Source organism: Bradyrhizobium sp. USDA 4503 (assembly GCF_054055815.1).
In genome coordinates, this window is record NZ_JBSRXS010000001.1 from 3,214,368 (window position 1) to 3,226,566 (window position 12,199).

Here is a 12,199-nt window from a genome sequence, read left to right on the forward strand (position 1 = left end):
AGGCTAACCCGCTGGCAGCTCGCCGCCCGCGCCGGCCCGATCGTTGCGGTGCGGATATTCGCAACGCCAGCGCACCGCGGTCCATTTCGGATGTTCGCCGACCCACCGCGCGATGTAAGGCGGCGCGGCCATGGCGCATTGCTGCAGCGAGCCGTTCCAGTTGAACACCAGATGCTGCTCCTCGCAGGTGGCGGGCGACAGCACGGCACATACCGTGACGATCAGATCAATCGGGTTCATGCGCGATCCCTAAGCGTGCTCATGCAATAGATAACACGGCGAAATACGTAATCAGCCACGTCCGGGTTTCACAGCCCCGTGAGAGGTTGGGGAACCCGGTCCGGGAGGCTTCACGCTCTAGAAGTTCAAACCGTACACCAGCCGCGCCTGATGGCGCTCGAAATTGACGAGGTCGAGGGCGGCATTGCTTCCGGCCCGCTGCCCCCAGGCCTGGACGCTCCAGGTCGCGGTCAGGCGTGAACGTTCGGAGAGCTGGAAATAGGCGGTCGGTCCGATGAACAGCGCCTGCCCGGACAGTTCATCCAGGCCGATTCCCTCGTACTTCCTGAAATAGCGCGCTTCGCCGCCGATCAGGATATCCGGCTTCACCCTGGCCATCAGGCCGAATGCGGCACCGATGGTGGCATCCTGATCCGCAGCGCCGGTGCGCGGCGTGCGCGTCCATTCGGGCTCATAGCTTAGGTTGAGGGCCGCGATGACAAAATTCGGGATCACCTCGCGGTCGAACGCGACCGTGAGTTCGGTGCCATAACTACGGACGGCTGCGGCCGTCGTCTCGTCGACGCGATCGGCACGCGTCTCCAGCGCGACCGTCATGCCAAAGGGCGCCGTCTCGCGATTCAGAAAGCGATAGCGGAAATCGACCGAGACGCTCTGCCACGACAGCTGGCGCCGATCGTCAAGACCCGGAACGCGGTTGATGTCGTATGCGCCGAATGACGTTCCGAGCTCGACACGAAAATTCTGCGCGGGCACGAGCTCGAGCTCCATTTCCTGATTGAGCGTGCGATACCGGCCGCCGTCCTTGGCGAAGCGCCCTGTGGTCTGGCTCTGGAATTCGCGCTCACCGACATTGCCCACGTCGGAGCCGATCATGAAGCCGAAGATGTGCTCGGTATCAAAGTCCTCGGCATATGCGCCAGGCGGCAACACCGCCGCGATGCCGGCAATCGCCGCGCACAGCATCCCCGCCCAACGCCCGGTCTTGAGTTTTGGATTCATCGTCCCCGCACCACCGCCTCAGGCCACACTGTAGGACAAAGCAGCTAGGCCCGCCAATCGCGCAGGTGGTGTCGGTCTCAAGGTCTTGTGGGAAGGGTATGAGAGAAGCTGTCCGAGCGGCCGCAGCGCCCGAGAAAGACACGTTCGACAAAAGACGCCTGCCCGGCTCGATGCAGCGCGCTGCACGAGCCGGGCAGGCTGTCTCGCGTTACTTGTCTTAAGATTACTTGCGCGCTGCGCAGGCGTACATGTTGATTTCCATGCCCACCGGCACTTCGACGATCTTCGGTGTTTTCCAGGCCATTTCCTTCTCCCAAGTCATAAGTTGGCGCAAGCCTCGCGCCGCGCGGCAAGCTAGGGCTGCCTTTTCCAGGGCGCAAGCCGGCCGGGTAAGGACCCGACTTCGCTGCTGGACATGCCGAAGCGGACGACGGCTCGCTGACATCTGCCCGGCATTGGGAACTCCGACACTGATCTGTCGGGCATTTTCCGGCTGCCGGGCGGCGACGCGTGGGTAAGGAGACCCGATTCATCCAGCCGCGTCTTGCCCAAGAGCGAAATCGCAACTTTTTTTGTTATGCGCGGAATTCTGCGTCAATATCCGGCAAATCCGCCCGGCAAAGTTCGCCGGCTGGCAACTTATTTGAGCAGGCGCAGCAGGGCCCGGCCGGCGCGCGAGTTCAACTCCTTCGCATCCAGCGTTCCGTCATTGTCGGGATCTGCGGCCTTGAAGCGCTGCTCGACGACCGCGAGATATTCGTCGAGCGTCAGGGTGCCGTCGTGATCGGGATCGGCAGCGGCCAGTTCTTTCGCGGTCAGCCGTCCACGCAATTCGCGCGCGTCGAGCGTGCCGTCATGGTCGGGATCGAGCTTCGCGAACAGATTGGCGGCAGCCTTCTTGGCTTCGGCAAGGTCGACCGTGCCGTCATTATCGGGGTCGAGCATCTTCAGCGCGCCCTTGCGGCCGGCCGCCAGGGCGGGCGCCGACAGGACGGCCATGGCCAAAGTCAGAGCAAGCGATCGGCGCGAAATCATCGTTCGTCTCCCGTAAGTGCCGCTCCGGCGAAGACACGGAGCGCCTGCGATCCGACCCTACCCTACCATAGCAGCTTCAGCGGGGCTTCCCACGGTTCGTGTATGCGGCGAAATCCTGTCGGGATTCGGGTGGAAAGCGGTTGCCTCACGGGCCATCTGTGGCGCTCTCGATTGCACCACAACGAGCGAGGTGACCCATGACCAGCATTTGCAAGAACGCATTGGGCTGCCTCATTGCATTCGGTCTTATCGCGCCCGTGTCCGCGCAGACCCGGCACCCTGCCCCATCGGCGGAGGCGGTCCAGCAGCGCGTTCTCACCGGCAAGGAACGGCTCGGCCGCAAATGGACCGACGAGCAGCGTATCGATAATTGCAATGTGCCGCCGGACAAGCGGGGCGCGAAACCGCGGCCGAGTGTCTGTCCTCCGACGCCGTCCAGCTGACCGTTCGCGCCGCGGCATCACGGCGGGCCGCGCTGGTGTAGCGTATTCCACGCGGCAAGCCACGAACGCATCTGCGAAAGACCTGACGCTTTCGATCAGTCTCTTGCGGTTAGCGGGCGCTCGTTCACGTTTTCGTATTGACCCGTTTTGGTTTCAGGCGGATGGTTCCGTCCGCAACGTCAGGAATAGGCGTGCGAAAAAGGTTCATTGGGAGGATAGGATGAGACGCATTGCGCTGGCCGCAAGCCTCGTGATTCTTGCATCGTATGGTGCAAGCGCCCAGACCAACGAGCAGTTGGTCAAGGGGGCGACTGATACTTCGAACGTTCTCAATTACGGCATGGGTTACAATCTTCAGCGCTTCTCGACGCTGAACCAGATCAACAAGGACACGGTCAAGAATCTCGTTCCCGTTTGGAATTACAGTCTCGCCGACGATCGCAGCGAGCAATCGCAGCCGTTGATCTACCAGGGCACCATCTATCTCACCACGCACAACGCCACGATGGCGATTGACGCCAAATCCGGCAAGCAGGTGTGGAAGACCAAGGTCGAATATCCCGCCGAAACACCGCGCATCGTCTGCTGCGGCATCATCAACCGCGGCGCGGCGCTGTTCGATGGCAAGGTGTTCCGCACCACGCTCGACGCCAATGTGATCGCGCTCGATGCCAAGACCGGCAAGGAGCTGTGGCGCCAGAAGGCCGCGGATATCAAGGAAGGCTACTCGATGACGGTGGCCCCGCTGGTCGCCGACGGCGTCGTGATCACCGGCATCTCGGGCGCCGAGTTCGGCACCCGCGGCTTCATCGACGGCTGGGATCCCGCAACCGGCAAGCATCTATGGCGCACCCATACCATCCCGTCCCCGGACGAACCCGGTGGCGACCACCTGGAAGGGCGACACCTGGAAGCTCGGCGGCGGATCGACCTGGATCACCGGCTCCTACGATGCCGAGCTGAACACCGTCTATTGGGGTATTGGCAACCCCGGACCGTTCAATTCGGCGGTACGTCCCGGCGACAACCTCTACACCTGCTCGGTGCTCGCGCTGGATCCAAAGACCGGCAAGATCAAGTGGCACTACCAGTTCTCGCCGAACAACCCGTTCGACTATGACTCGGTTGCCGAGATGGTGCTCGCCGACATGACCGTCGAGGGCAAGCCGACCAAGGTGCTGATGGACGCCAACCGCAACGGCTTCTTCTACGTGCTCGATCGCACCAATGGAAAGCTGCTCGCGGCCAATCCTTACGTGACGGTCAACTGGGCGAGCGGCATCGATCTGAAAACCGGCCGTCCGATTGAGACCGACATCTCCAAGGATGCGCGCGACGGCAAGAAAGTCCTGGTGCAACCGTCGATCCTTGGCGGCAAGAACTGGGAGCCGATGTCGTACAATCCGCAGACCGGCCTAGCCTACGCCAATACGCTCAATATCGGCGGCAACTACAAGGCCGAGCCCGCGACCTACAAGCAGGGCGAATGGTATCTCGGCATGGACCTCACCGATCCCTGGGCTTGGCCCAACGGAGCGCGCGGCTATCTCAAGGCCATCGAGCCCATGACTGGAAAGAGCAAGTGGGAGGTGGCGAGCGACATCCCGCGCTTCTCGGGTGTGCTCTCGACCGCCGGCGGCGTCGTGTTCTCCGGCCAGCTGACCGGTGAATTCGATGCGTTCGACGCCGAGAACGGCAAGAAGCTGTGGAGCTTCCAGACCGGCTCCGGCATCGAAGGCCAGCCGGTGACCTGGCAGCAAGATGGCGTTCAGTATATCGCCGTTACCAGCGGCTACGGCGGAGTGTACTCGATCTTCTCCGGCGACGAGCGCCTTGCGAAAGTGCCGACGGGCGGGTCCCTTTGGGTCTTCGCCGTCAAGCAGTGAGCGCGGATCGCACGTGAAGACAGTATCGATCTGGACGGCGGCGGTGTTCACCGCCGCCGCGATGACGGGCATCGCGACTATGACGATGCCTGCCATCGCACAGCAAGCAAATGCCGACGGCGATCAGGCCACGATCGACAAGGGCAAAGTCACGTACGCCCAGAAGTGTTCGCACTGCCATGGTCCGAACATGGTCAATTCGGGCACGGTCACGCCGGACCTTCGTACCCATCCCGATGACAAGACACGGTTCGTCACCACGGTGAAGCAGGGCAAGAACGGCAAGATGCCGCCGTGGGGCGACATCCTGAGCGACGAGGAGATATCGGATCTCTGGGCCTTCGTCGCAAGCCGGAGAAAGCCATGAGGGCCTGGACCGCGGCGCTAGCCGCCGCTCTCGGCTTCGCACTGATCTCGACGCTTGCCGGCGTGACCGCGGCACGCGCGGCCGACGAGCCGCTCCGAGTCTGTCTCGACGAGGACCTGCCGCCGTTTTCCGTGCATCATCGCGGCAAGCCCGCCTCGGGCTTCGACGTTGCGCTCGCGCAGGCAATAACCGGGCGGCTCGGCCGCAAGCTCGAGATCCAGTGGTTCGAAAGCAAGCTCGATGACACCGCAAGCCCGGCGCTCGAAGCCAATGCGCTGCTGTCGGACGGGCGCTGCTCGTTGGTCGGCGGCTACGCGCTTACCACGGACTCGCTGAAGGCGCCCGGCGTCACGACGGCCAAGCTGCCGGACTTCGACGGCGCCACCCGCGAGGATCGCCGCCGGCGGATCCCGATCGGCGTGCTGGCGCCGAGCCAGCCCTACATCTATTCGCCGATGACCGTCGTGCTCGGTCCCAAGGCCAAAGACAAGATCAAGGAGCGCAAGATCAGCGATATCGGCGATCTCGCCGGCCTTCGCCTGACGATCGAAAGCGGCACGCTGGGCGACGCCATCCTGATGACCTTCGACAAGGGAAAGCTGATCGACGACATCACGCACCTCGTTCCGGGGCGCAGCGACCTACTCGGAGAGTTGGAACGCGGCGAATTCGACGCCACATTGCTCGACCTGCGCCGCTTCGACGCCTACCGCGCTGAACATCCCGACACCAGGATCACGGCCTCGGGCTACTATTATCCGATCGGCGCCAACCGCGGTTACGTTGCGCTCGAAACCGACAAGGTCCTGCTGGAATCTGTCAACAAGGTCCTCACCGACCTGCAGGCCAAGGGTACCATCGCGGAGCTCGGCAAGGCCGCCGGCCTCACCTGGCTTCCGCCGCGCGAGCCGATCATTCTCGGCGATGTCTGGCTGAAGATTCTGAACCGGTGATGCCGGCGATAGCTATCGCAAATAGCTCGCCAGATTCATGCTCTGGATCTTGGAGATCGCCGAATAGGACGCCGTCAGCTGCGCCTGATAGGTCGAAAGCTGTGCCGTCACGGCCGCGACATCGACGCTGGTGAGGTCCGTCGACAGCGTTTTCGCAAAATTCTGGTAATCGCTCTGGTTTGTGCTGGCGGTCTCGATCTGCGACGCCGCGGCCGACAACTTTGCCTGCACGGTGGATGTGGCATCCAGCGCATTGCTCGCGAGGTCGAGCGCCTGCGTGATGTCGCTCGACGACAGCGTCGTGCTGTTGCCGACGTATTTCAGCAACCGCATGACCTGCTCGAATGCTGGATTGTCGGCGGTGACGCCGTACGAGATCGACTGGCTGTCCGACACACGCACGGACGCGATCTCGCCGTCGCCCTTGTAGTAGCTGGTGTCTGATGTCGTCAGCGATCCGGTGCCCGTCCCATAGCTCGACAGGTCCGCCGGCGCGGTGTTGGTGCGGGTGCCGCTGAAGACATATTCGCCGTCATACTGGGTGTTGAGCAGCTCCTGCATCTGCGCCATGGCCTGCTGCGCATAGTTGATCACCGATGCCGTCGCCGTGCTGCTGCCGGTGGTGGCCGCGCTGAGCTGGGTCCGCAGCTGCGTGATGATGTCGGTCATCGACCCGACCGCCGAATACATCACCTGCACCTTGTTATCGGCGAGTTGGCTGGCATCGATATAGGACTGCGCGCGCGTCACCGACACCTGCAAATTGATGACGCGCCCGGCGCCGGAACCGTAGCCGCCGAAATCCTCGGATTGCAGCCCTGAGGACTCCTGCACCTGCTCGTTGGCCATCACCGCCTGCACCCGCAACGCGTTTGATATCATCTGGTCCGACTGTGCAAAGGTGGCAACGCGCATCATCATGACGACGGCCTCGGGTTCAGCTGGCGCTCATCGCGGTCATCAGCGCCGAGAACATGGCATTGATGGCGGTAATGATCTGGGACGCGGCGGCGTATTTGTTCTGCAACGCACTCAGATTTGCGGATTCCTCGTCAATGTTGACGCCAGACTGCGACGACAGCGAATTCGCATAGGTCGACTGCGCGGTTTGCTTGGCGGTGTAGACCGCCGACGCCTGGGTCGCCTTGCCAGCGGCGTTGGCGACGATAGCGGCCGCGTAGTCCGTGAAAGAGCCTGTGGTCGCGCCGAGGCCGCCGGCCATGCCGAAATTGGTCGCCCCCGTCAGCGCGCTCGAGAGCGCGTTCACCACCGTTGCCGAGCCCGGCGACAGCACCGAGTTTCCGGCGGTCAGCGTGGACGACGCATCGAGCGTCGCCGTCGGCAGCGCCGCCGAGCCATTGAGGATGTCGCTGCGAACGGCGATGTCGAACGCGCCGGTCCCCGTGATCAGGTCGTTGAACCCGAAGTAATCCGAAAAGCCCTGAGCCGCACTGCCGACCGCGCTCGTCATCTCGTTGATCGCAACGCCGTTGCCGGATGTGGTCGTCGAGATCGACAAGTGTCCGTTGGCATCGACCGAAGCTGACAGCCCCGAGATGCCGTTGATCGCGGTGGCGAGATCACCGACCGTAGCGTAGGACGACAGATCGAGATCCTGGTAGGACACCATATTGCCGCTCTTGTCCGCAACCGCGATGCGCACCGTGCCGGTTGCCGACAGCGGCGTCGTGCTGCTCACGGTGGCGGCTCCGGTGAGGCTGGCCGGCGGCGGCACCGACGTGCCCTGGTTCGACACCGCGTTGACGCTCGCGGCAAGCTGCCTGGCCAGCTCATCGAGTTGCGACTGCGCCGCCGGCAGCGTCTGGTCGCGCAGCGTGATTAGCGCGCTGACCTTGCCCGAGGAGATCTGCGAGGTGATGTCGACGCCGTTGACGGAGATGCCGCTGAAACCGCTTGACGATCCCGCGCTGTACGTCGTCGACGCCGTGACGCTGGGCAGCGCCGTATAGCTCAGCGGATGCGCCGTGCTATCGACCAGCGCCTGTCCCGATCCGGTATAGACCTGCAGATCGCCGGTCGACGTGGTGAAATAGCTCACATTCATCATCGACGCGAGATCCTGCAGCGCGCTGTTGCGCTGGTCCTCCAGATCGGCCGTCGACTGCCCGGCTGCCGCCTGCTGCTTGATCTGCTTGTTGAGGTCGGAGATCTGCTGCAGGTCGGAATTGATATCGGTGACCGACGACTCGATGTCCTGGTCGGCATTGGAGCGCAGCGTCTGGATGCCGTTCGAGGTCTGCTGCAGCTGCGTCGTTATCGCCGCAAGCGCGCTGACGGCGTTCGATTGTAGCGACGCGCTGCTCGGCGTGCTCGCCAGCGACGACAACGCCGACTCGAATGCCGCGATCGTGTTGGCCAGCGAGGTGCCCGTTGTGGAGCTGTCCGAGCTCGAGGTGCTGCCATAGAGCTGCTGGAGCTCGGTCAGAAAACTGTTGGTGGTATCGGCGGCGCCGAGATCAGAATCGGCCCCGACCAGCGACTTCAGGAGCAGCTCGTCGACCGCGCTGCTGATCCCCGTGATCGTGACACCGGTACCGACACCGGAAGTGACGCTGCTGCTCTGGTTGGCGGTCTTCGCGGTATAGCCCTTGGTGTCGGCATTGGAGATATTGGCCGAAGCTACGCTGATCTGCACCTGCGTGGCTGACAGCCCGCTGAATGCGATTCTTCGTGCGATATCGAGCGACGACACGACCAACTCCCTCCGGCGCCGGCCCGATCAGGCCCGCACGTTGGTGCCATAGGACATCGCCGGCGTGACGCGACGACCGCCGGCGCCATAAGGCGATACGTTGGCGATCTGCTCGCGGATCGCCTGCATGATCGCCTCGATCCTACGATTGCTGGCATCGATCGCAGCGCGTAGCCGCATCACATTCTCGTCCATCGCCATGCGCAGCTTCACGATCCGGTCCATCAGCTGCTCGCGCAGCACGCGGTCCTGGACGTTGAGATTTGCCGTCTTGCCGACCGCTTCCGCCACACACTGCTCGAACAGGGTGGCAAGTCGATGCTTCTCGTCGACCTGCTTCAGCCGCGAGGCCGGCAAGCCCTTGGCGAGCTCGACATTCTCCTCGTTCACGATCGCGATCAGATTGTCGATCAGCGCGATCAACGACCTTGCGCGCTCGTCATTTCCCGCGGGATTGATCTTGATGTTGCGTTCCGGTGTCATGTCATCGCTCCCGTTCAAGCTAGTGTCCGCGACGCAGGGCGCGAACCGATTGTGCGCTGCGCCCGTACGCGGTGATTGCCGTTACCCGGACCGCGGCCCGGTTGAGTTCATGGTCGAGCCGCGCGCATTCGCGCATTAGCTGGTCCCGCAACGTTCCGACATCGTCGAGCAACGCACGAAGCTGCGCGCGATCGTCCGGCCGGACCGCAGCGGCCTTCGCCTTCAGCCGCTGAAGCCTGACCAGCAAGCGGTCATTTTGCTTTTCGGTCATCATCGCGACACCGCCGAGATCAGCGTATCGAACATCTTGTCGACTGTGGTGATCACCTGCGAGGCCGCCGAATAGGCCTGCTGCGCCGAGATCATGTTGGAGAACTGGCCGCTGGTATCGGTGGTGCTCGACTCCAGCTCGCTGCCGTAGATCGTGCCGGCGCCGTTGGTGCCCGAGGTCTGCAGCGTGGCGTTGCCGGAAGCTGCCGTCGCGGAGTAACATGCCGTCGCTAGCCGCGCTCAATCCGTTGGGGTCGCTGAAGGTCGCGACCGCAATCTTGTAGATCGCGATCGTCTGCCCGTTGGAGTAGGTGGCGTCGACCACGCCCCCCTTGCCGATCGAAATGCTGCTCAGCTTGCCATAGGGCAGACCGTCCGACGTGATGCTGGTGAGATCGACGGCTGGCGTGGTCTCGCCCGATGAATACTGCGTCAGGCCGTCGGTCTTGCCGGCCGTACCGAGATTGAGCGTGATGGCCGTGCCGTTGGCGGCAGAACTGTCGGCCGCCCCATCCTTCCAACCCGTCACCGAGATGACGGGAGGGCTCGGGCTGGTCGAGGCGAGCGAGCCGTCGCTGTTGAAGGTGATATCCACCGTATCGGTGATCGCGCTGGCACTGTCTGTCGTGGAGTCCGACGCGAGCTTTGGCGTCTCGAAACTGGCCTGCCAGCTGTTGTCGGCGGTCTTTTTCCAGTCGATCTGGATCGTGCTCGCCGTGCCAAGCGAATCGTAGACCGTCATCGAGCTATTGAAGGTCGCGCCGACGGCGGCATCGGCCGGCAGGTTCGCCGCGACCGTGGTTTTGGTGGTGGCGCTGCCGCTGGTGGACGCCACCTGCGTGTTGATAGGTCCGAGGCTCGCGGCAGAGGCATTGCCGACGATGTTGCCGTCAGCGTCGGTGCGCCAGCCCTCGAGGTAATTGCCGTTGTTGACGAGATAGCCCAGATTGTCGGTGGTGAACGCGCCGTTGCGTGTATAGGAGGTGGTGCCGCCGGACGTCGCGTTGGTTGTGACGAAGAAGCCGCTTCCCTGAACCGCGACGTCGGTGGCGTTGGTGGTCGCGGACAGCAAGCCCTGCTGGGTGATGTTGGCGCGGCCGGACACCGTGACGCCGCCGGACGTGTATGAGGTGGCGCTGTTCGACGCCGTCACCAGATCCTGGAACATTGCCGACGTAGTCTTGTAGCCCGTGGTATCGGCGTTGGAAATGTTGTCGGAAATCATTGCCAGCGACTGGCTCTGCGCATTGAGCGCCGAGATCGCTGAGGAAAGAGCACCAGTAAGACTCATGATATGACTCCGGAGGCAATCAGGACGTGACGCCGATAATGTTGGCGGCGCTGACGGGGACGCCGTTCACGAGCAGCGAGGGCGTCGAGCCGGAGGCATCGATGCCGGTCACCGTTCCCGTCATCGTGGTGTAGCTGAGCAGCGAGTTTCCGGCGGAGTCGGTCGCAGTCACCTGAATCGTGTACTGGCCGCCGTCCTTGAGCTGGGTGCCGTCGGAGGTCTGACCGTTCCAGGTAAAGGTGTTGGAGCCGGCGGTTCCGGTCCCCTTGCCGCTCCACACCGTGTTGCCCGAGGAGTCCTGGATCGTGATCGCGACGTTGGACGCAGCCGAGGTGAGCGAGTAGCCGAAGGTCGCCGAGCCGTTGGTCAGCTCCGCCGTGTTCGTCTTCGCCTCGACGGTGTGGCCGATATAGTTGACCGAGTTGAGCGTCACGAGGCTCGAGAACGAGCTCGCCAGCGACGTCATGCTGGCGTTGGTCGATTGCTGCTCGGTGAAGTTGGCGTAGGAGGTGAGCTGGTTGATGAAGTCGGTCGTGCTGGTGGCGTTCAGCGGATCCTGGTTTTGCAGCTCGCTGACGAGAAGGTTGAGGAAATCGGTCGAGCTCATCCCCATCGACGCACTCGACGACGAGCTCGACGTGGTGGAAGTTGCAGCAGTTGCCGAGGAAACGGTCATGACAAGGCTCTCTTCGCCGCGGGATGCGCGACGGAACGCGGTGGAACATTGGGGTCGTGATGTCGTTCGCAGATAAAACGGATGACGCGCCGATTTCAGGCGCGGATTCATCCGCCCGGAATCACTTGATGAATCGGCAGAATTTGCCGTGTCCGTTGCGGGCTCATGGCTCGCAGGCGCGCGCAAGCATCTCGCCGCGAAGGCACGCGGACAGCTGCAATGGCAATGCGGAACGTCTTAGAGCGAGAGGCTGATCGGCAGATCCGGCTCGCCGAGCATCAACGCCGGCGGCGTCAATGCGGGCAACAGGCAAAGGGCCAGCAGCAGCGCCGGCAGCACCTTGCCTTGCTGTGCGGATCGGCCCGGTGCTTGTGCATCGTTCGGCTGATCGTCAGCCGAGGCCGGCCCCGAAGCGGGCTTCTGGGGCAACTTCACCGCCGCGGTCACGATGCGGTCGGCAAGACCCTTGGGTGCGCGAACCGGCGGCGCCGCGAGCCCGCCGCGTACCGCACTCGCCTCCTCGTAGAGCGTCCGCGCCTCGGCCGAAGATGCCAGGAGCTGGACGGCGGCAAGACGTTGATCGTCGGGCCAGCGGGACAGATCCTCCCCCAGCCGGTCGATCAGGTCTTCGAATGTCGCAACGTCCATCGCGCGCGCAGATCCAGCCTCGTCGCCAAGGCTGTCATAAAGCATTCGCGGGACGGCGGAAATCAATTTCCGCCGCTGCCGCATCAGGTCCAGCATGGTGCTTGCCGCATGGCTATTTTCCCCAACCGGGAGCGCCCGCCCAGGCCCTTGCTGCGCCAGCTAAGCGCCCTCGCCGGGTGATTCGCGGCCCTC

General features: G+C 63.3%; 12 protein-coding genes and 2 pseudogenes. 3 read left to right on the plus strand and 11 right to left on the minus strand.

All coding sequences use genetic code 11. The features are described from left to right. Nucleotides 1–3: 3 nt before the first annotated feature. The 4 genes from ACVMIH_RS15770 to ACVMIH_RS15785 all read right to left on the minus strand — a co-directional run bounded on the left by ACVMIH_RS15770 (nucleotide 4) and on the right by ACVMIH_RS15785 (nucleotide 2,277). The gene (locus ACVMIH_RS15770) at nucleotides 4–240 is read right to left on the minus strand and encodes a hypothetical protein (protein WP_057020573.1); all 237 of its coding nucleotides are present in this window, start codon (nucleotides 238–240) and stop codon (nucleotides 4–6) included. A 117-nt stretch (nucleotides 241–357) separates the two neighbouring features. Continuing rightward, nucleotides 358–1,242: a hypothetical protein gene (locus ACVMIH_RS15775; RefSeq protein ID WP_375167067.1), complete on the minus strand. Its 885-nt coding sequence runs from the start codon at nucleotides 1,240–1,242 to the stop codon at nucleotides 358–360. Nucleotides 1,243–1,465: 223 nt separating this feature from the next. Beyond that, nucleotides 1,466–1,546 carry a pyrroloquinoline quinone precursor peptide PqqA gene (gene pqqA / locus ACVMIH_RS15780; protein ID WP_009031067.1) on the minus strand — a complete coding sequence of 27 codons (81 nt, stop codon included), beginning with the start codon at nucleotides 1,544–1,546 and terminating at the stop codon, nucleotides 1,466–1,468. Between the two features lie 335 nt (nucleotides 1,547–1,881). Then, nucleotides 1,882–2,277, minus strand: coding sequence for an EF-hand domain-containing protein (locus ACVMIH_RS15785; RefSeq protein WP_057020575.1), 396 nt, complete (start codon nucleotides 2,275–2,277; stop codon nucleotides 1,882–1,884). A gap of 663 nt (nucleotides 2,278–2,940) precedes the next feature. Between ACVMIH_RS15785 and ACVMIH_RS15790 the strand changes: the two are divergent. The 3 genes and pseudogenes from ACVMIH_RS15790 (at nucleotide 2,941) to ACVMIH_RS15800 (ending at nucleotide 5,926) form a co-directional block, all read left to right on the plus strand. After that, nucleotides 2,941–4,606 (plus strand): annotated as a pseudogene (locus tag ACVMIH_RS15790) (methanol/ethanol family PQQ-dependent dehydrogenase). A gap of 79 nt (nucleotides 4,607–4,685) precedes the next feature. Beyond that, nucleotides 4,686–4,973, plus strand: a complete 288-nt coding sequence (locus ACVMIH_RS15795) for a c-type cytochrome (protein WP_229188856.1) — start codon at nucleotides 4,686–4,688, stop codon at nucleotides 4,971–4,973. Next, the gene (locus ACVMIH_RS15800; RefSeq protein WP_057020577.1) at nucleotides 4,970–5,926 is read left to right on the plus strand and encodes a substrate-binding periplasmic protein; all 957 of its coding nucleotides are present in this window, start codon (nucleotides 4,970–4,972) and stop codon (nucleotides 5,924–5,926) included. The genes ACVMIH_RS15795 and ACVMIH_RS15800 overlap by 4 nt, the downstream gene beginning before the upstream one ends. A gap of 12 nt (nucleotides 5,927–5,938) precedes the next feature. On the opposite strand, the gene ACVMIH_RS15805 is transcribed toward ACVMIH_RS15800, so the two are convergent. From ACVMIH_RS15805 to ACVMIH_RS15835, 7 genes and pseudogenes are all read right to left on the minus strand, one after another. Next, nucleotides 5,939–6,847, minus strand: coding sequence for a flagellin (locus ACVMIH_RS15805; RefSeq protein WP_057020578.1), 909 nt, complete (start codon nucleotides 6,845–6,847; stop codon nucleotides 5,939–5,941). Between the two features lie 16 nt (nucleotides 6,848–6,863). Continuing rightward, nucleotides 6,864–8,639, minus strand: coding sequence for a flagellar hook-associated protein FlgK (gene flgK, locus ACVMIH_RS15810; protein ID WP_057020643.1), 1,776 nt, complete (start codon nucleotides 8,637–8,639; stop codon nucleotides 6,864–6,866). 27 nt (nucleotides 8,640–8,666) lie between these two features. After that, entirely contained in the window at nucleotides 8,667–9,122 is a 456-nt protein-coding gene (locus tag ACVMIH_RS15815; RefSeq protein WP_057020644.1) for a hypothetical protein, read from the minus strand. Nucleotides 9,123–9,141: 19 nt separating this feature from the next. After that, on the minus strand, nucleotides 9,142–9,396 hold the full coding sequence (locus tag ACVMIH_RS15820) for a hypothetical protein (protein ID WP_057020579.1): 255 nt from the start codon (nucleotides 9,394–9,396) through the stop codon (nucleotides 9,142–9,144). Further along, nucleotides 9,393–10,683: pseudogene (flgE, locus tag ACVMIH_RS15825) on the minus strand (flagellar hook protein FlgE). Before flgE ends, ACVMIH_RS15820 begins: the two are co-directional and overlap by 4 nt. Before the next feature lie 19 nt (nucleotides 10,684–10,702). After that, a complete protein-coding gene (locus tag ACVMIH_RS15830; RefSeq protein WP_057020581.1) occupies nucleotides 10,703–11,359 on the minus strand; it encodes a flagellar hook assembly protein FlgD in 657 nt (218 codons plus the stop codon). A 237-nt stretch (nucleotides 11,360–11,596) separates the two neighbouring features. Continuing rightward, nucleotides 11,597–12,103, minus strand: coding sequence for a hypothetical protein (locus ACVMIH_RS15835; RefSeq protein ID WP_433994856.1), 507 nt, complete (start codon nucleotides 12,101–12,103; stop codon nucleotides 11,597–11,599). Nucleotides 12,104–12,199 lie beyond the last annotated feature (96 nt).